This is a genomic window from Peribacillus sp. NPDC097284 (assembly GCF_044761765.1).
Classification (GTDB): Bacteria; Bacillota; Bacilli; order Bacillales; family DSM-1321; genus Peribacillus.
The window spans coordinates 395,174-413,875 of record NZ_JBIWCZ010000001.1 but is presented as its reverse complement, the minus strand read 5'-3'; the positions used below and the strand labels follow the sequence as shown (position 1 = coordinate 413,875).

General features: G+C 41.3%; 20 protein-coding genes. 18 read left to right on the top strand and 2 right to left on the bottom strand.

The genetic code is table 11. From position 1 onward, the window contains the following. Window positions 1-12: 12 nt before the first annotated feature. Complete coding sequence (locus ACIQXU_RS02160) at window positions 13-666, bottom strand: PilW family protein (protein ID WP_402986469.1); 654 nt, start codon at window positions 664-666, stop codon at window positions 13-15. Then, the gene (locus ACIQXU_RS02155) at window positions 621-1,112 is read right to left on the bottom strand and encodes a type II secretion system protein (RefSeq protein WP_402986467.1); all 492 of its coding nucleotides are present in this window, start codon (window positions 1,110-1,112) and stop codon (window positions 621-623) included. Before ACIQXU_RS02155 ends, ACIQXU_RS02160 begins: the two co-directional genes overlap by 46 nt. Before the next feature lie 123 nt (window positions 1,113-1,235). On the opposite strand from ACIQXU_RS02155, the gene ACIQXU_RS02150 reads away from it, so the two are divergent. From ACIQXU_RS02150 to mreD, 18 genes are all read left to right on the top strand, one after another. Continuing rightward, window positions 1,236-2,936, top strand: a complete 1,701-nt coding sequence (locus ACIQXU_RS02150; RefSeq protein ID WP_402986465.1) for a hypothetical protein — start codon at window positions 1,236-1,238, stop codon at window positions 2,934-2,936. A 33-nt stretch (window positions 2,937-2,969) separates the two neighbouring features. Next, a complete protein-coding gene (locus ACIQXU_RS02145; RefSeq protein WP_402875820.1) occupies window positions 2,970-3,707 on the top strand; it encodes a PRC-barrel domain-containing protein in 738 nt (245 codons plus the stop codon). A gap of 17 nt (window positions 3,708-3,724) precedes the next feature. Then, window positions 3,725-5,161 carry a VanW family protein gene (locus tag ACIQXU_RS02140; RefSeq protein WP_402986463.1) on the top strand — a complete coding sequence of 479 codons (1,437 nt, stop codon included), beginning with the start codon at window positions 3,725-3,727 and terminating at the stop codon, window positions 5,159-5,161. Between the two features lie 18 nt (window positions 5,162-5,179). After that, the gene (locus ACIQXU_RS02135; protein WP_402986462.1) at window positions 5,180-6,838 is read left to right on the top strand and encodes a GspE/PulE family protein; all 1,659 of its coding nucleotides are present in this window, start codon (window positions 5,180-5,182) and stop codon (window positions 6,836-6,838) included. A 10-nt stretch (window positions 6,839-6,848) separates the two neighbouring features. Beyond that, complete coding sequence (locus tag ACIQXU_RS02130) at window positions 6,849-7,889, top strand: type IV pilus twitching motility protein PilT (RefSeq protein WP_402986460.1); 1,041 nt, start codon at window positions 6,849-6,851, stop codon at window positions 7,887-7,889. Next, entirely contained in the window at window positions 7,890-9,101 is a 1,212-nt protein-coding gene (locus ACIQXU_RS02125) for a type II secretion system F family protein (RefSeq protein WP_402986457.1), read from the top strand. A gap of 113 nt (window positions 9,102-9,214) precedes the next feature. Further along, window positions 9,215-9,679: a prepilin-type N-terminal cleavage/methylation domain-containing protein gene (locus tag ACIQXU_RS02120; protein ID WP_402986455.1), complete on the top strand. Its 465-nt coding sequence runs from the start codon at window positions 9,215-9,217 to the stop codon at window positions 9,677-9,679. 2 nt (window positions 9,680-9,681) lie between these two features. Continuing rightward, the gene (locus tag ACIQXU_RS02115) at window positions 9,682-10,431 is read left to right on the top strand and encodes a prepilin peptidase (protein WP_402986452.1); all 750 of its coding nucleotides are present in this window, start codon (window positions 9,682-9,684) and stop codon (window positions 10,429-10,431) included. Window positions 10,432-10,455: 24 nt separating this feature from the next. Further along, a complete protein-coding gene (gene pilM / locus ACIQXU_RS02110) occupies window positions 10,456-11,454 on the top strand; it encodes a type IV pilus biogenesis protein PilM (RefSeq protein ID WP_402986450.1) in 999 nt (332 codons plus the stop codon). A 2-nt stretch (window positions 11,455-11,456) separates the two neighbouring features. Beyond that, entirely contained in the window at window positions 11,457-12,092 is a 636-nt protein-coding gene (locus tag ACIQXU_RS02105) for a PilN domain-containing protein (protein ID WP_402986448.1), read from the top strand. Next, window positions 12,089-12,931, top strand: a complete 843-nt coding sequence (locus tag ACIQXU_RS02100; RefSeq protein WP_402986445.1) for a hypothetical protein — start codon at window positions 12,089-12,091, stop codon at window positions 12,929-12,931. The genes ACIQXU_RS02105 and ACIQXU_RS02100 overlap by 4 nt, the downstream gene beginning before the upstream one ends. A gap of 4 nt (window positions 12,932-12,935) precedes the next feature. Then, a complete protein-coding gene (locus ACIQXU_RS02095) occupies window positions 12,936-13,391 on the top strand; it encodes a type II secretion system protein (protein ID WP_402986443.1) in 456 nt (151 codons plus the stop codon). Window positions 13,392-13,499: 108 nt separating this feature from the next. Then, on the top strand, window positions 13,500-14,483 hold the full coding sequence (locus tag ACIQXU_RS02090) for a hypothetical protein (RefSeq protein ID WP_402986441.1): 984 nt from the start codon (window positions 13,500-13,502) through the stop codon (window positions 14,481-14,483). Between the two features lie 204 nt (window positions 14,484-14,687). Continuing rightward, the gene (locus tag ACIQXU_RS02085) at window positions 14,688-15,257 is read left to right on the top strand and encodes a Maf family protein (protein WP_402986439.1); all 570 of its coding nucleotides are present in this window, start codon (window positions 14,688-14,690) and stop codon (window positions 15,255-15,257) included. 58 nt (window positions 15,258-15,315) lie between these two features. Beyond that, on the top strand, window positions 15,316-15,990 hold the full coding sequence (gene radC / locus ACIQXU_RS02080; RefSeq protein WP_402875860.1) for a RadC family protein: 675 nt from the start codon (window positions 15,316-15,318) through the stop codon (window positions 15,988-15,990). A gap of 148 nt (window positions 15,991-16,138) precedes the next feature. Then, on the top strand, window positions 16,139-17,158 hold the full coding sequence (locus ACIQXU_RS02075; RefSeq protein ID WP_402875797.1) for a rod shape-determining protein: 1,020 nt from the start codon (window positions 16,139-16,141) through the stop codon (window positions 17,156-17,158). A gap of 154 nt (window positions 17,159-17,312) precedes the next feature. Next, window positions 17,313-18,185 (top strand): rod shape-determining protein MreC, encoded by an 873-nt coding sequence (gene mreC, locus ACIQXU_RS02070; protein WP_402958193.1) that lies wholly within the window; start codon window positions 17,313-17,315, stop codon window positions 18,183-18,185. Further along, a complete protein-coding gene (mreD, locus tag ACIQXU_RS02065) occupies window positions 18,182-18,700 on the top strand; it encodes a rod shape-determining protein MreD (protein ID WP_402958195.1) in 519 nt (172 codons plus the stop codon). The genes mreC and mreD overlap by 4 nt, the downstream gene beginning before the upstream one ends. The last annotated feature ends 2 nt before the right edge of the window (window positions 18,701-18,702 follow it).

Below are 18,702 nucleotides of genomic sequence, written 5' to 3'. Positions count from 1 at the left end.
GAATTTCACTCCTTAAAATCCAAACGAGCTTTCTAATACAAGTGGTTCAGTAGTAACAAAGAACCCTTTGGCATGAATATTATTTTCAATGACCATCGTGACATGAATCGTACTATGCGTACATAAGGTCCCTGAGGGGTCCCTCGTGCAGTCAGAACTATCCGTATCGAGTCTAATGCCCGTTTTCTTTTCCGTTTGTGTACCTTCGTTTATATCAATAAAAGAAGAAGTGGAAAGATCAAGAGTGGTCAACACGCCTTTATTATCGATGATGAACTGGCTATCTTTAAAATAAATATCCACTGGTTCCGTTCCCTTGCTATCTTCTATGATGAATCCATCTACCGTTTTCTCTTCTTGTACGTTCAACGTAACGCCGTTTTTTCCATCTTCATTAAGAGGGGTAACATATTTAGGCTGGTTGGTTGTCAGTTCATTCATAATCATGGTGGCAATATAATCCGCATCTTCTCTAAGCTGGCCTTCAATTTGGATTTTTTGATAGAGGCTAAGGCCGGTGATGAATAGTGAATAGATAACGCCTGTGATGAAGGTTGTAATGGTTACAGCAAGTAATATCTCAATCAGGCTCAGGCCCTTCTCGTTCGAGAGAGATTTTTTTACTTTTTCAAAAGGCCGGTGACAGCTGTTTCTTTGTCTTCCCAAACCACCTTCACCTCGATTCTAATCAAATTCTTATTAAGATCATAGCCTGTATCCTTCACTGCTACATTTTCATATTTTTTAAGGGTAATTTCTGTATCATATTTGTAATTATTTATGGTAGGTTGCAAGATTTCGGAACAGCTTGTTGTATAGAGGGAAGGGCGAGTGTTGCAGTCTGGTAGAGATATTTTAATGCCTTCTGAGTCTAGTGAGGCGATTCCATATTGTTTATAAAGTTCATTAAACTCAAGTTGGTCAAAGTAATTGATCACATTTCTCGCAACATTTATTCCGACTGTCTTACTCTGGTTCCTTTTTGTATAATCATAGGATTGTGTAAAGAAGGTCATTACCGTTATGGTAATAATTCCTAATATAGCGATAGAAGCAAGTACTTCAACGAGGGTGAATCCCTTTTGATTTTTCGAAAAAATATTTTCTTCCATACTTTTCCCTTCTTTCAAAATATCTATAAGTATTATACAATATTTTTAGGATTTATTACCCAAATTAAGGAGCTATTTTCGAAAAACGGAAAATATATAATAAAATAGTATAGGAGTGATTTATTGGAGACGATCGTATTTGCTGGAATATCCCTCGTTTTATTGATTCCGATTGTTTATGTTTTACCATTGTCCCTTACTTTCAAGGGAAAGCTGGTCATAATCGGGGGTGCTGTTGCCGTTTCACTGGCGGGTCTAGTTGTGGCAAATAACTATCCTCTTTGGCAGGCTTTATTACTTATGACTTTGCTGTTATTTTTCGCTTTATTCCTTATCGGTAAAAAAATCGAGCCATTAATGCTCTCGAATCAAGAAGAAGCGTCGGACTTCTATGAACGGTATAACGATTCTGCCGTTTTGATTGAAACGTCGAGAGATCGTGCTTCGTTATCCAAAATAGAAGAGTCAGAGGCGGAACAGAAAGAAAAAATGGGATATGAGAGCAGCGAGCATCATGTTGCGGTATCTAAGGAACGCGTTCAAGAAACGGAGGAAGAGCAAGAATTCGCTGATGATGAGATCGTTGTTTTTGAGGCAGAGTTTTTGGATACGAGAACGAATGACTTAGAAGAAGTTGAAAGTATTTCAGAAATAGAAGTCCCGGTAAAAAGTGAAATAAGTGATATTGAAAAATTACTAGAAGAAGACTTCATGGAGCCGGTGACTGAAGAAACAGAAAGTATCCCAGAAATAGAAGTCCCGGTAAAAAGTGAAATAAATGATATTGAAAGATTACTAGAAGAAGACTTCATGGAGCCGGTGACCGAAGAAACAGAAAGTATTCCAGAAATAGAAGTACCGGCAAAAAGGGAAATAAGTGATATTGAAAAATTATTAGAAGAAGACTTTATGGAGCCGGTGACCGAAGAAACACAAAGTATCCCAGAAATTGAAATGCCGGTAAAAGGTGAAATAAGTGATATTGAAAGATTACTAGAAGAAGACTTCATGGAGCCGGTAACTGAAGAAACAGAAAGTATCCCAGAAATAGAAATGCCTATGAAAAACGATTTAAGCGAGATTGAAAAGCTACTTGATGATGAGTATGTGGAGCTGGAGATTGACGAAGAGAGTGACCCTATTCATCTAGAAGAGATGGAAGAACTGGCTGTATTACCTGAAGAACGCGAGTGGGTAACGGAAGTAATAGAGCCGGAAAATGACACAGAAACTATCGAAGTGAATACTGCGGAAGAGAAACTGGATTTCCATGGTTACTTAGAATCAAATGGTTTAGGGGAAAATCCCGAAGAGCCTGGAACTCTTGAAAATACGTCCGATGAAACAGGTAGTGAAGATAGTCAGGAAATGAATGTGGAAGAACCAGATATTCAGTTAGAAGATTCTTTAGAACCGGAAAGCCTTCTAGAGATTCCTGAAGCGCTTGTCCTAGAAATAGATAAAGCAAAAGAAGAGCAAGAGTCGTCGTCAGTCATTGCTAAGCCTGAAGAAACAACTCTTGAGAGTCCAACAGAACATGTCAGCGAATTGCAACAACAGATGTTTCAAACGATGGTTTCCCATATTCAAATCGCACAGCATCAGTTGAATGATAGCGAGTTCGAGCAACTGGTTATGAGCCATTTGCATCCGGAAATACCGGATCAACAGTATTACATATTTGCATCATTTTTAATTCAAACGTATATCACAGCGAAAAAGACGGAAAAGCTTCGTGAATTGATCGTGCAGTTAAAGGAAAAGTTCAGCGCGCACCCAATTCTTCTAGAAGAGTTAGCATTCATGGAAAACCGTTTTTGTTAAGATGAAAAATCAGAAGATAGGTATGGTGAAAATATGAAAAAAAGTACAGAAATTTTAGGCTTGCCCATTATCAGCATTTCAGAAGGTATGGAAATTGGAAAGGTGAAATCATTAGTGATCAATCCTGAAAAAGGTTCACTAGATTTTATCACAATCGAACATGAAGATTGGCAGGTTAGTGTAAGGGCCATTCCCTTCAAAAAGGTAATAGGGATTGGGGAATACGCTTTAACGATCGAAACCGAAAACTCTGTCATCGATTTAAATGAAATCCCGATTGCAAATCAGCTCGTGAATAAAAAGATCAAGATTACCGATGCCAAAGTGATGACCCGAAAAGGTGAATTATTAGGAAGCGTCCGCGAGTATTTTACGGATGAAGATAACGGTCAAGTCATCGGGATGCAGGTGAAAGTCGGGGATCATGAAGTGATTCTCCCATCTGAAACTGTTTTGACTTTTGGCAAGGACATTTTGATCGTGACGGAGGATGCTTCATCCCGCTTCCTCGAGCAGGCGGAACAGTTGATGGGTGAACAAGTCCCTGAGGCAGAAGTGGCTGCCGGCGAAGAAAACCCCAATGGGGAAGCTGATTTAAGGAATAAGCAAATTGAATTGCTTCAAGGAAAGCGATTGGTGAATAATGTAACGGGCCTAGACGGAAAAGTCCTTTTCTCGGAAGGTCGCGTTCTTTCGAAAGAGGATATTATTAACGCACAATCGGCGGGTCCGAGTGTATTGGTCGGGCTTTCCATGAATGTTGAAGCATAAAAAGGAGTTGCCTTTATGTGAAGAATCCACAAATGCTGAAAATTTTTCTGGTCTTTATTTTATCAACCGCATATATTTTTAGTTTTTCGCATTTTGGAGCGTCGGCTTATAATCAGATTTTCAAAGATTCAGCACAATTTGGTGAAAACACGACGATTGGGAGCCTGGATATAGAGGGTCAAAGTAAGCGGGAAGTAAGTACGCTACTGAGCGAGGCAACTGAAAAGTGGACGCAGAATATGGTCTTGGGCATTACTTATAAGGAAGGTCAAATGACCGTAGATAATGGGATTTTCAATTTTCAAAGGGAAAAGACGGTTGTTTCTTTGCTTTCAGGCAAGAAAAATAAAGCAGTCGTCTCGGTCGACAAAGATTCTTTGCTAGAAGATTTATATGACATGTCCTTATCACTTGCATCTACTACGTTGGACATAGATAGACTTGCCAATGACCTGGCGGTAAGTGCGGAGTTCTTAACGGAAGGGACCAAAACCCTTGAGCTGGAAAACTACATCGATGGAGATGTGGGCGAGGACGAGGTAATTGCTGAGGCTACGGTGAATGTAGGAGACGCTGCAACTGCCATTAAGGAATTGATTCCCTTGATACAGCCGTTGGAAGTGAAAGGGGAAACTCAATTTTCTCTTTTGCAGAAAATGTCGGAGCTTGAAGGAAAGAAATATAACTCAGACACATTGAGCCGGTTGGCGACAGCGATTTATGGTGTGATCCTGCCGACTAACTTTACGATTCTTGAGCGGAATATCAGTGATCAACTTCCTGGTTATGCCAAATTGGGATTTGAGGCACACATCGATTCTGAAATGGGCCATGATCTGGTTTTTGCCAATACGAATGATCATGCTTACCGGGTTGAACTTCAGGTAGAAGGTGAGAAATTAAAGGCCACATTAAAGGGGCAATCCTTCCTGAATTCCTATGAGGTAAAGACGACCGATGAAAAAAGATACACGCCGAAAACGATTAAACAATATAGTGATGAGTTGGCCCCTGCTGCCATGCAGGTGAAAAAGGATGGCAAAGACGGTATAACAGTCAAGGTTCTTCGTCGCATCGAGTCCTCCGCGGGAGATCTTCTGGAGACGGAAACCGTATCTGAAGATTTCTATGCACCGATTCATCGAATTGAAGTATATGGATTGGAACTCAAAGTCATTCCACCTCCTTCTGATTCTAATAATGAAGATACCTCTGATGCGGAGGATGAGAGCACGGAAAAAGACGATCAAGGGATTGACGAAGACACTGAGCAGGATCAGGGGGAAACAGAGAATGAATCGCCCGAAGATGCCAGTGGGAATAGCGATAGGAAAGAAAACAATAAGGACATCGAAAAAGGTAAACAAGATGGTGATCAAGTTAAGGGTGATAGTATCCAGGAAGCGGGTGGATACCCCAAATATGTGGAAGATCCCAACGTTCCCCAAAAATAAGGTAAAGCAGGGATAAATATGGCTCAAACCCGAAAAAGGCTTGGAGACTTATTGGTGGAAGCTGGTTTGATCTCTGAGGACCAGCTGCAAATTGCCTTGGAAGAAAAAAGTAAGTCACAAAAGCTTGGTGATGTATTGCTGCAAAAAGGGTATATCACGGAGCAACAGTTGATTGAAGTATTGGAATTTCAATTAGGTATCCCCCATGTGAGCTTATATCGGTACCCGTTCGATTCGAATATCTTCAGTTTGATTTCGGAGGATATGGCTAAGCGGAACTTAATGATTCCTTTGAAAAAAGAAGGCGAAAAACTATATGTCGCCATGGCTGACCCGATGGACTTTTATGCCATCGATGATCTACGGCTCTCAACCGGTTTTCAAATCGAACCAGCCATAGCGACAAAAGATGATATTTTGCGTGCGATTGCTAAACATTACACGGATGAAGACGGACTAGAAGAATTGATGGTTACCCTTAATCGCGATGTAAATAATCAAGAGGAAACAGTCGATCAGGATTCACCGGTCGTACGACTTGTCAATCAGTTGCTTTCGAATGCCGTGACGCATAAGGCAAGTGATATTCATATTGATCCCCAGGAAAAGAAATTGGTCGTCAGGTATCGCGTGGATGGTGTATTACGGTTGGAAAAGGTGTTACCCAAGAATATGCAAAACGTTTTAATTGCCAGAATCAAAATCATGGCGAAATTGGACATTACCGAACATAGAGTTCCACAAGATGGCCGGATTAAAGTGAACCTCGGCCATCATCCTGTCGATCTACGGGTGTCGACTCTTCCCACAGTCTTTGGGGAAAAAATCGTCTTGCGGATTCTTGATTTAGGCAATAAGTTGAATGATTTGAAACAACTTGGATTCAATAAATTGAACCTACAGCGATTTGAATCCATGATTGCCCAGCCAAATGGAATTGTCCTGATTACAGGTCCGACTGGATCAGGGAAATCTTCGACCTTATATGCGGCCTTAAATCAGCTGAATACCGAGGAAGTCAATATCATTACGATTGAAGATCCTGTTGAGTTTCAGCTTGAAGGTGTGAACCAGATTCAAGTCAATACGAATGTCGGCATGACGTTTGCAACCGGTCTACGTTCCATCCTACGACAAGATCCAAACATCATCATGGTGGGGGAAATCAGGGATAAGGACACGGTAGAGGTGGCCATCCGTGCATCCTTGACAGGACATCTAGTATTAAGCACGATCCATACGAATGATTCACTAGGAACGATCACTAGATTGATAGATATGGGCGTCGAACCTTTTTTGGTCGCTTCTTCCTTGAGCGGAATCATGGCGCAGCGATTAGTAAGAAAAGTGTGCCGGGATTGTGTCGAAAAACAGGAGCCGAGTAAGCGGGAAATCGATATTTTTGCAAAACGAGGCATGAAAATCGAAAGCATTAACCGGGGGCGCGGGTGTACGTCTTGTAATATGACTGGGTATAAAGGAAGGATTGCCCTTCAAGAAATATTGGTCATCAATGATGAGATGAGAAAACTGATCATGAATGGCGAGCCGCTTAACAAGCTCCGTGAAGTGGCCATGAAATATAAAACGATTTTCTTAATGGATGACGGCTTATTGAAAGTCAAACAAGGACTGACCACTACCGAGGAAATTCTTCGAGTAGCAGTTCTGGAATAGGGGTGTCAGTTTGAGAGCTAAAATTGATAGTTTACTAATGGCTGGCTTTGAACTAAAGGCATCTGACATTCATATAACGGTGGGTGTGCCACCAGTTATGCGCTTGAATGGTGAGTTGAAGAAATACGGAAAAGAACTGTTGCTTCCATCCGATACGGAAGGGATGGCTAAAGCGATTATCCCCGAAGAGATGTGGGAGCAATTTAAAGAACATGGTGAACTGGATTTTTCTTACGGCATTCCTGGGATTTCCAGATTTCGAATCAACACGTATATGCAAAGGTCCTGCGTGGCGTTGGCCGTCCGAATCGTGCCGACAAGAATTCCTACTTTAGATGAACTGCAGTTACCGTCCATTTTAAAGAAAATCGTCGAAAAACCCCAAGGCCTTGTCCTTTTGACGGGACCAACGGGAAGCGGAAAGTCAACAACACTCGCGTCCATGATTCAATATATGAATCAGACGATGCGTAAGCATATCATAACCTTGGAAGATCCCATCGAATATTTGCATAAGCATCAAAATTGCATCATTGACCAACGTGAAGTGGGTTTCGACACGAATAATTTCGCAAATGGGCTGAGAGCCGCTCTAAGGCAGGATCCCGATACGATTCTAGTAGGGGAAATGCGAGATTTAGAGACCATCCAGACGGCGATTACAGCAGCCGAAACGGGTCATTTGGTGTTTGGGACATTACATACATCGAGTGCCCCGACGACAATCGACCGGATCATAGATGTCTTTGAACCGGCACAGCAACCTCAGGTTCGAATCCAGCTTGCTAACGTCCTTGTTTCCATCATCTCGCAACGCTTGATTCCGACCGTCGATAAAAAAGGCAGGAAAGCAGCAACCGAGATTCTAGTCAATAATGCAGCTGTGGCCAATTTGATCAGAAATGAAAAAATCCATCAAATCGTCAATGTTATGCAAACTTCCAAGGCACAAGGCATGCATACCCTTGAAAGCAGCATTAAGGAACTATTGGCAGAAGGCCTCATATCCAAAGAAAGCGCCCATGCATTTTTACAGGACAAGGTGGAGTAAATGGCTAGGTTTAAATATTCAGGTCGGAATAAATCAGGAAAAAAAGCGGGAGTCGTCATAGCCGATACAAAGCGTGAGGCCATGGAAAAGTTAAAGCTGGAAGGCATTCGGGTCATCGAAATGACGATGATACCCGAAACATTTTTAACAAGGGACCTTTCCATCGGAAACCCAGTGAAACTACAGCATTTTGTTATCTTTATCCGCCAATTTTCTACATTATTGCAATCAGGCGTCACAGTCGTTGACGCAACGAGCATTTTATCTCAACAGACGGAGAGTAAGTCTTTAAGCAAAGCGCTAGAAAGCATCGAACAGGATTTACAGGAAGGGAAGGCACTCTCTGAAGCAAGTGCCAAGCATAAAAAAATCTTTTCGACGATGTATATCAATATGGTCAAGGCTGGAGAGGCTGGTGGTAATTTGGACAGCACCCTGGACCGGCTGGCCGATCATTTTGAAAAGCAACAGGCAACGAGGCAGAAAATCACATCAGCCATGGCCTATCCAGTTGTCGTCGCTTTTGTAGCATTTTTCGTGGTCATCTTTTTATTAACGTCCGTTGTGCCAACGTTTGCTGATATGTTCAGCGATTTTGGTGGCGAATTACCGGCTATAACCCGCTTTGTTTTAGGGGCGAGCGGGTTCATGCAAAAAGCCTGGTACCTTGTCATCTTGGGTGTACTCTTGATTTTCTTTGCGATTATGTCTGTGAAGAAAAATCCGAAGACGAAATACTATTATGATTTTGCAATGCTGAGAATGCCCCTATTCGGAAAGATGATGCAAAAAGCAGTATTGGCAAGAATGACGCGGACCCTCAGTTCCCTGTTCAGTAGCTCGGTACCGATTTTACAGGCGATGAAAATCGTCGAACAGGTGGTTGAAAATGAAGTGGTCGGCCGAGTCATCCGGGAATCACATGATTCCTTGGAGCGGGGACAGTCGATCACGGACCCGATGAAAAAACATTGGGCGTTCCCACCATTGATCACCCAGATGATATCGATTGGCGAAAAAACAGGGGCCCTGGATGCGATGCTCGGGAAAGTGGCGGACTTTTACGAGAAGGAAGTAGAAGCAAGCACAGACCGCTTGAAATCGCTTATCGAGCCGCTTATGATCGTCCTCCTTGCGGGAATTGTCGGCACGATCGTCATCTCGATCATGGTGCCGATGTTTGAAATCTTCAACCAAGTGGATAATATGTAAAAAATGTAAGAATAATTACCCCTAAACGCTGTATTTTTTTAGAAATATATAGTAATCTAATAGAAAAGTAGCAGTAAAGTAACGAAATGGAAATTAAGAAGAGGAGGATTTATATGAATTTTATTAAAAAACATCTTAAAAACGAACGTGGTCTTACCTTGATCGAGCTATTGGCCGTTGTCGTTATCTTGGGAATCATCGCAGCCATCGCCATCCCAAGCATCGGGGGATTGATCAATAACTCGAAGAAAGATGCACATATTGCCAATGCACAGCAGATGGTTAGTGGTGCGCGGACAGCTGTTGCGGGGAATGATATAGAGTTTAGTGGTACGACAACAATAACAGGAGAAATTACACTAGAAGATTTAAAAGCTAAAGGGTATATAGAAGATGTAGATAATCCTAGTGGAGATAAATATGATGATGACGAAACAAAAGTAACTATTACAAAAGATTCTGATACGGGAAATCTTACCTATGTAGTTACTTTGATAAAAGACAGCCATAATTACGTTAAATCAGATGAAAGAACCAAAACCCCAAGTGAATTAAAAAGAGAAGATATTAACTTATAAAAATGACTACCTATCTCTTACTCTTCATCCTAGGTCTAATCCTAGGTTCATTCTATAACGTAGTCGGTTTAAGTGTACCGGCAAACAAATCATTTACGAATCGGCGTTCGGCTTGTCCTTCTTGTGGACGAACCTTGTCGCCGTTCGAGTTAATACCGGTCGTTTCTTATGTAATACAAGGCGGGAAATGCCGTGGCTGTGAAGCCCGGATTTCCCCGCTTTATCCGGTTGTTGAATTACTGACAGGCATTTTGTTCGCTGTCGCTCCTTTATTCCTAGGATGGACAAGTGAATTATGGATGGCCTGGGCATTGATTTCTTTATTGATGATTATCTTCGTTTCCGATATGGCTTATATGCTTATACCAGATAAGATCCTGCTTTTTTTTGCAGTGGTTTTTTTATTTTTGCGAGTATTTTATCCACTATCTCCATGGTGGGATTCCATTCTAGGCGCGGTCGTTGGCTTTGGCCTGCTGCTTTTGATTGCCGTTGCAAGTAAAGGTGGCATGGGTGGCGGCGATATCAAGCTTTTTGGCGTACTGGGTTTTGCACTAGGGTTGAAACTGGTGCTGTTATCATTTTTATTTGCCACCTTCTATGGTGCGTTTCTTGGTATCATCGGGATTCTGACAGGTATGATTAAGAAGAAAACGGCCATTCCGTTTGGACCGTATATTGTTTTCGGCACATTAACTGCCTATTTTTGGGGCGATTCTATTTTACAGTGGTATTTGCACTTTTTAAGATGACTTTAAAGTAAGGGGTATCTATCTATGGCTTTCTCTTTTTTTAGCGGAAAAAACCGAATAGTGAATTTGATCTTCAAAGATTATGTAATCCGGTATGTAGAGCTAAAGCAAGTGGATCCACCTATCGTGCATGCTTATGGTGAACGTTATCTGCCTCCTGGCATCATTAAAGAAGGGAGAATCCTCGATTATGAAACGTTGCAGATGATTGTAGAGCAATGTGTTGAAGAGTGGGGTCTTTTGAAAAGACAAGTGCGCTTTTTAGTGCCGGACCCGTTTGTCGTGATTCGAAAAATGATGATTCCAGAAGAAATAAAAGAAGATGAAATCGAAGGATTTTTATATTTGGAGCTGGGCACAAGCATTCATTTACCGTTTGAGGATCCGATTTTCGATACGGTATCCCTCCAGGATAATTCGGAAGGTAAGGAAATTCTCTTGTTTGCAGCTTCGGAAGAGTTGGTCTCGCAATATAGTGATTTGCTGGAAAGCACGAAACTGGAGCCTTTGGCTGCTGATATCGCTTCACTGGCAATCTATCGATTATGGGATGTATCTAGAGACCTGGATTCCAGCGAACAGCTCATGTTGTTAGAATTAGATGTGGTTTCAGTGACGGCCACCATTTTTGTTGAAGATAAACCGGTATTTATGCGTCATATTTTGCTTCCGGATGAGGTTTCCGAATGGGAAGTCAATCACTCATCAAGCAGCGGAGTGGAAACACTCGTTTATCAAGGTGACAGAGCTAGCTATTTTCAAACGATTGAGGATACGTATGTAGAGATTGATCGATTGCTGACTTTTTATAAATACAATTTGAACAGTGGTCGGGACTCTGTTTCTACAATTTTAGTGACTGGAGATCATCCATATTTAGAAGAAATTTGCGAAAAACTATCAGATCATTTGGACCTTCCTATCACTATTTTAAATGAGAGCATGGAAATGGTAATGAATGATGCTCTTTTATTGCGTCGTTATCACTCTGCCGTTGGATTGGCCATCAAAGGGGTGAAATAATCATGCTAGTTGACATTAATTTACTCCCCAAGAAAGAAAAAAGAAATCCACGTTTCTTCATTTATTTCATTTTCTTACTCATACTGGCTTTAGCGGCGGGTACGTTGTTTTATTGGCAATATTCTTTGCAATCAGACCGAATTAGAAGCATGGATAAGCAGATATTACAAGTGAGGGAAGCGACAGCAACCGTCGAACAAAACATGATTAATACACAGAAGTCTGGAAATTCCGTTACCGAATTACATAGTGTCATTGACTGGGCCGATACTTTTCCAATCGATACGGTGTTTGTGTTAAACCAGTTAACATTCCTGCTTCCAGAACGAGGTTTCTTCGATGCTTTTTCCTATAATGAAGATGGATCCATCCAATTAACCGTCCAGTTTGATACCTCAAGGCAAGCTGCTTATTATTTGAGCGAATTGACTAAGTCTAAACTGATAGGTACCGCTGAATTGGTATCAGTGAACACTGAGGAAATGGATAGAGATATAGAAAACACTTTAGAAGAGCCAGATGACTTTCTTCCGCGTTATCTGGCTGTGTATACTATTAATCTCGACAAATCTGCCGTAAAAGAAGCTATAAAAGACGATGAGGAACAAGCCGGGGAAAAGGGTGGTGCTTCTGAATGATGAGGTTTTTCAATAAAAAGGAACTATTCTTATTAGCTGGCACCCTTTTTGTCTTTGCCTTGGTCTTTATTCTACTATACTTTTATCTATTAAATCCGGTAAAAAAAGAACTGGCCTCTAAGACATCCGAATTAAAAAATGAAGAACAGATTTTAGAGATGGTCCAAATGAAAGTTGGTACAGGGACGGGTGTTGATTTTGAATCGACGACAGAATTGCAAAAAAGACTGCCTGTGCAACCCTTAACTGATCAGTTTGTATTGAACCTGGAAAAAGCAGAAGTCATGTCCAATAGCTTTATTGTCGATATGGCATTTGCCGATGGAGAAACTCCGGTTGAGCCTGAACCAACTGAGGCACCAGGAGCGAAAGAACCTGCAGCGACAGATGAGGCATCCGAAAGTACAGATACTAATGACCAAGATCCTGAAGTTGAAGGGGAAGCAACGGATTCAAAAGAAACAACGACCGAAGCTCAGGATCAAATTGTAACTGAGGCACCAGGAACACTGCCGAATAGTTTGAAAAAGCTATCAGCGACGATGAATGTAAAATCGTCTTCTTATGATGAAATGTTGGAATTTATTCATTCCATTCAAGCAACAAATCGAATTTTTACGATAGACAGCTTAACCTTCGAGGGAGCTAAGGAAGTCAGGTCCCGTGACCAAATTCAAGAACCTTTAGAGTATGGACTGACTGTGTCTGCCTATTACTACCCCTCATTAACGGATTTGCAAGACCAGACCCCGATTGTCGCAACACCAAAACCTAGTGAAAAGAAAAATCCATTCAGCACAAATGAAAGAGATGATGCTGATATGGATACTGGAAATTAGGAAGATGGTGCGAAAATATAGGAATGTGGATAATGAGAAGGGCATGACATTGATGGAAGTCTTGGCGGTGATTGTCATCTTAGGGATACTGGCTGCAGTGGCCGTCCCGATTTTTTTCAATGTGATACAGAATTCGCGGACGAATGCGTTCGTTTCAAATGGTTATGCTTTTAGGGATGCTTCGAATTTTTATTTAAAGGATAAAGTCATGCGTGGAGATCGTGTGACAGAAATCAGCTATCAGGAGCTTGTCGAAGCTGGATTTCTCGATAAGGTGGTAGACCCTGATACGAAAGAGTACTGGGACCCTTCAATTAATGAATCCTATGTGACTGCCTTGGATAATAAGGTCGTAGGAATATGTCTATACGGTGAGAAACGTAAACTTTGCGGTGATGAAGGAGATGGGAAAGCTATCCCTTTTGAAGATGTATCACCTGAATTAGTGACAGATAAATGAAAAGAGAAAAATGACGAAACCTATTAATGACAAGACGACAAAAGTCTTGTTATTTTTTTTTGCCCCTATGTTAGGATGAAAAAAATGAAGCAGAGAGGAGGAAGAAAAGTGGACAAGTCCGAAAAACGTAAAGGGGTAAAGATTAAAATAAATGGAGAAGAAAAAATATTTGTGGGTGAAAATAAGCGGGAGTCTACAGAGGAAATTCCAGAGGCTGCAAGTAAGGAACAACCGGATGATAGTTTCGAGTGGATTTTGCCGGATGATTCCGTAGAAAACAAGGTTGTATTGGTTCCTACACCACCTAAGAAGAAAATGCCGAAGCTTATCGGTTTTAATACACATACGGGCAAACGTCCTGGTAACAGGTCTTTAAAGACTTTTGTGATTGCTGTTTTTTGTGCGATTTTATTTGGATCGGTACTGGGCCTTATCGCCGTAAATACCATAACGAAGGAAAAGGCAACGGATTCTCCGGTCGAAACAGCTATCACGACGACGGCATCCCCAGTTGTAAAGAATGATAGCGGGGGTGAAAAAGGGCAGGGGATGGGACTGAAAACGTTCCTGGTTCAAGGTGGGATATTCAGTAGCGAGGATGCCGCGAAACAAATCCAGGAGAAAATCGTGGAAAAACAGGTTCCTGCTGAAATATTCAAAATGGAGGACAGCTATTATTTATTCCTAGGTTCAGCTGAAAGCTTGATTTCAAGTAAAGAGCTAGCTTTATTTTTAAAGACCTATGATGTGGAAGTATTTTGGAAGGAAATTGATTTAAAAGCGTCGGGAATAAGTGCAGAAGAAGAGAAAACGCTGGATGTCATGAAGGGGATTTATTCATCCCTATCAGAGATTTCATCAGGAGAGCTTCGTGGGAAGGAAACGAAATGGGATGCTGAAACGTTGAAAAAAGATATGGATAAGCTAAAGGATGAGAAACTTTCATCAGAGCTTTCACAAATGAACACCCATTTAGCGGCTGCAGCCAAGCTGATCAGTGAGTATGAGACGTCCGAAAAGGATGAACAGCTATTAGAGGCACAGGGAAAACTATTGAAGTTTCTAAAGGGTTTTCAAAGTATGGGGAGTTAAGAACAGGTATGTGAAGGGGAAGCTGTTTTCTAAAGAAAAAGTTCCCCTTTAGGAGGAAATTGTTTGAATTAGGGACCTTTTTTTATTTTCCAGGAAATAAGACTGAATCTTTGTCGATTCCTGGTAAACAATAATTGTGGAATTCTTCATAATTTGATAGGATGAAAAGGTATCTCTCCTAGTAAAGAAAGGTGAATTTTTATTATGCATTCATTAATTTTATCTTCTTCATCACCACGCCGTAAAGAACTTCTACAATTCCTACAAATCCCCTTCGAAAGTATGAATTCCAATGTCGATGAAAGTATTGACGAAAACATGCAGGCAGAGGACGCAGTGCAAGAATTAGCTGTAAGGAAAGCGGAAGCCATTGCAACAAGATATCCGGACAGCTGGGTAATCGGTTCCGATACCGTCGTGGTACTTGACGGGCAAATCCTCGGAAAGCCGGCCAATCGTGCTGATGGAAAAAGAATGCTTGAAATGTTATCGGGTAGAACACACGAAGTTTATACAGGTGTGGCCATTCTATATGGTGAGCACAGCAGCATATTCGCAGAAAAAACAGAAGTGACTTTTTGGGAGCTATCAGAACCTGAAATCGAACGTTATCTGGACAGTGGTGAACCATTTGATAAAGCTGGGAGCTATGGGATCCAAGGGTTGGGTTCGCTTCTTGTCAAACAAATCAATGGGGACTATTTCTCGGTAGTCGGACTCCCAGTTTCAAGGCTAGCAAGAGAATTAAAGATGATGGAATCCGCGTGGACGTAAGATTTCGGACTGATTTCCTCCCTTTTATTAAGGAAGGGTGGATGCTTTGAGTGAAAAGATGTTAATCAGGGATTATCCGAAAGAAGAGAGGCCTCGTGAAAGGTTTTTGCAGGATGGTCCCCAGAGCCTTTCGAATCAAGAGTTACTTGCGCTTTTGTTAAGGACGGGATCTAAGGAGGAATCTGTGCTTCAGCTCTCCAATAGGCTTATCAAGGCTTTTGAGGGATTCCGGCTTTTGAAAGAAGCGTCCGTAGAGGAATTGACTGAAATCAAGGGAATCGGGGAAGCGAAAGCAATTCAAATTCTAGCATCGGTAGAGCTTGGCCGACGAATCCATAAATTAAATGATCAAGACCGCTATGTGATCCGTTCCCCGGAAGACGGGGCCAATTATTGCATGGAAGAAATGCGTTTTTTGTCGCAGGAACATTTTGTTTGTCTTTACTTAAATACGAAAAACCAAGTCCTTCATAAACGAACTGTCTTCATAGGCAGCCTCAACGCTTCGATTGTGCACCCACGCGAAGTATTTAAAGAAGCCTTCCGTAGGTCGGCAGCCTCTATCATTTGTCTTCATAACCACCCCTCCGGAGATCCTTCTCCTAGCAGAGAAGATATTGAAGTGACAAAAAGGTTAGTAGAATGTGGTAAAATAATGGGGATAGAAGTACTGGACCATATCATCATCGGGGAGCATAAATATGTGAGTTTAAAGGAAAAAGGTTATTTATGACACTATCCAAATTTTTGACGATACGATATAATGTTGTTTATGATTTTTAAAAGAGGGAACTTTTTTCAAAAACCTATTGTCAAAAAACGACAAATTATCATTTGAACTTATAAAAAGGCATTTTTGTTTACGAAAGGGAGATACCATAATGTTTGGAATTGGCGCAAGAGATATAGGAATTGATTTAGGAACGGCGAATACGCTGGTTTATGTTAAAGGAAAAGGCATTGCCGTCCGTGAACCGTCGGTTGTTGCCGTGCAGACAGATACGAAGCAGATCGTTGCTGTCGGTAAAGACGCAAAAAACATGATTGGCCGTACACCGGGAAATGTAGTGGCACTTCGCCCTATGAAAGATGGCGTAATCGCTGATTATGAAACAACGGCTACGATGATGAAATATTATATGAAAGAAGCTCAGAAAAAAGGCGTATTTGGCAACAAGCCATATGTCATGATTTGTGTGCCTTCAGGAATTACGGCTGTTGAACAACGTGCAGTGATTGACGCAGCTAGACAAGCTGGTGCTCGTGATGCTTATCCGATTGAAGAGCCATTTGCAGCTGCTATCGGAGCGGATCTTCCTGTTTGGGAACCTACAGGCAGCATGGTTGTTGATATTGGTGGAGGTACTACGGAAGTGGCCATCATTTCCCTTGGCGGTATCGTGACAAGCCAGTCAATCCGAATTGCTGGTGATGAGATGGATGATGCAATCATCGTTTACATACGTAAAAACTACAACTTGATGATTGGTGAGCGTACATCGGAAGCTATTAAAATGGAAATCGGTTCTGCAGGTGATACAGAAGGAATCGAAAACATGGAAATTCGTGGTCGTGATTTATTGACGGGTCTTCCAAAAACGATTGAAATTACGGCAGAGGAAATATCCAAAGCATTACGTGATACAGTGTCAGCCATTGTGGATTCTGTCAAAAACACGTTGGAAAAAACTCCACCGGAACTTGCAGCTGACATCATGGATAGAGGCATAGTACTAACAGGTGGCGGTGCTTTACTGCGTAATTTGGATAAAGTCATCAGTGAAGAAACGCAAATGCCGGTTATTATTGCCGAAAACCCTCTTGATTGTGTAGCGATTGGAACAGGGAAAGCTTTGGACCATATTCACTTATTCAAGACGAAATCTAGAGATTCTCGCTAAGCGGTACTTATAAAAAAGGCCGGCTCAACAAAAGATCGCAATTTTGAGCCGGCTTTTCTATTTTTTTACCTGTCTTAAATGTGTAGTTTTTTGACAGAGGATATTATTATACTTCATGCAAATAGAGTAAATTAAAATAGAGGTGCAGATCATCATGCCACAGTTTTTTAATAAAAAGCTCCTTCTCTTGCTCGTTAGTATTATCGTTCTCGTGGCATTGATCGGTTTTTCATTAAAAGAGAGAGAAGAGTTAACTTGGCCCGAAAAGTTCTTGAAGGATACAACCGGTTGGGTTGGTAATGTGTTTAATAAACCAGTATCGGGTATTACAGGTTTTGTAGGGGATTTAAAAGACCTTCAGCATACATACGATGAAAACAAGAAATTAAAAGCTCGTCTGGATGAATACGTCTTGTTGAAAACGCAGGTGCAGGATTTGAAAGAAGAAAATGAAGAGCTTCGTGATAATCTAAAAAAAGAAGATGACTTGCGAAAGTATGCACCTATTCAGTCAACGGTCATTGGTCGTAATCCGGACCGCTGGCATGAAATGCTAACAATTAACAAAGGCGAGCGTAACGGTGTGGAAAAAAATATGGCTGTCATCACTGCCAATGGCTTGATCGGTAAAGTTAAAGCCACGACTGAATTCACGGCTTCCGTTCAGCTTTTGAGTTCAATCGATAAAGCGAACCGCGTCTCAGCTATCGTCCAGGGTAATGATAAGGCATATGGTTTGATAGAAGGGTTCGATGATGAGAAGAATCTTCTATTAATGAAACGGATTCCTTATGATAAAAAGATCAAGAAGAACTCTAAGGTCATCACATCCGGTTATGGCGGGATCTTTCCTAAAGGTCTGCTAATCGGTAAGGTTGTTGACGTGAAGGTGGATCAATATGGGTTGAACCAAACCGCATATATTGAGCCGTCAACGGATTTCTATGATATCAATAATGTCATGGTCGTTAAACGTGAAGTTGAGGGAGCTGAAGAAGAAAGTGAAGGGGAGGATGAAGCTAAGTGAAACATTTCATCCTTTCTTTTGTAGCCTTACTCTTCTTCGTTTTTGAAAGTATCTTTGCGCAACTATTCGCGGGGGATGTCTTTGGAAGCAATAACATTCTCGTTCCCCGTTTCATGATCATTTTCGTCTTCTTCCTGACCATGTATGGTTCAAGGAAGCTGGGGATGTTGTATGGAGCCATTTTGGGGCTGACCTATGATGTCGTATATACGGAGATTTTGGGGATTTATATGTTCCTTTTACCTTTTCTAGCATATTTGATTTCCAAAAGTATGAAGATCCTTCAAAACAATATTCTCATTAACTGTTTAATGGCACTTGTCTTTACGGCAATTGTAGAGTGTGTATCTTATCAAATGAATCATATTCTTACTTTTGCGGATATGGGATTCGGGGAATTTGTGGACCGGAGATTCATTCCAACACTCATATTGAATCTCATTTTTATAATTATTAGTTGCTACCCTTTAAAGAGACTTATTGAAAAGTTTGATTTGCAGGGAGAAATGGAATAACG

What these genes read in the sequence shown, in the direction of transcription:
- ACIQXU_RS02120 (WP_402986455.1), top strand. Translation starts at nt 9,215, where the DNA reads ATGAATTTTATTAAAAAACATCTTAAAAACGAACGTGGTCTTACCTTG.
- ACIQXU_RS02155 (WP_402986467.1), bottom strand. Translation starts at nt 1,112, where the DNA reads ATGGAAGAAAATATTTTTTCGAAAAATCAAAAGGGATTCACCCTCGTT.
- ACIQXU_RS02095 (WP_402986443.1), top strand. Translation starts at nt 12,936, where the DNA reads ATGGTGCGAAAATATAGGAATGTGGATAATGAGAAGGGCATGACATTG.
- ACIQXU_RS02100 (WP_402986445.1), top strand. Translation starts at nt 12,089, where the DNA reads ATGATGAGGTTTTTCAATAAAAAGGAACTATTCTTATTAGCTGGCACC.
- ACIQXU_RS02105 (WP_402986448.1), top strand. Translation starts at nt 11,457, where the DNA reads ATGCTAGTTGACATTAATTTACTCCCCAAGAAAGAAAAAAGAAATCCA.
- ACIQXU_RS02145 (WP_402875820.1), top strand. Translation starts at nt 2,970, where the DNA reads ATGAAAAAAAGTACAGAAATTTTAGGCTTGCCCATTATCAGCATTTCA.
- ACIQXU_RS02075 (WP_402875797.1), top strand. Translation starts at nt 16,139, where the DNA reads ATGTTTGGAATTGGCGCAAGAGATATAGGAATTGATTTAGGAACGGCG.
- pilM (WP_402986450.1), top strand. Translation starts at nt 10,456, where the DNA reads ATGGCTTTCTCTTTTTTTAGCGGAAAAAACCGAATAGTGAATTTGATC.
- mreC (WP_402958193.1), top strand. Translation starts at nt 17,313, where the DNA reads ATGCCACAGTTTTTTAATAAAAAGCTCCTTCTCTTGCTCGTTAGTATT.
- radC (WP_402875860.1), top strand. Translation starts at nt 15,316, where the DNA reads ATGTTAATCAGGGATTATCCGAAAGAAGAGAGGCCTCGTGAAAGGTTT.
- ACIQXU_RS02125 (WP_402986457.1), top strand. Translation starts at nt 7,890, where the DNA reads ATGGCTAGGTTTAAATATTCAGGTCGGAATAAATCAGGAAAAAAAGCG.
- ACIQXU_RS02135 (WP_402986462.1), top strand. Translation starts at nt 5,180, where the DNA reads ATGGCTCAAACCCGAAAAAGGCTTGGAGACTTATTGGTGGAAGCTGGT.
- ACIQXU_RS02085 (WP_402986439.1), top strand. Translation starts at nt 14,688, where the DNA reads ATGCATTCATTAATTTTATCTTCTTCATCACCACGCCGTAAAGAACTT.
- ACIQXU_RS02115 (WP_402986452.1), top strand. Translation starts at nt 9,682, where the DNA reads ATGACTACCTATCTCTTACTCTTCATCCTAGGTCTAATCCTAGGTTCA.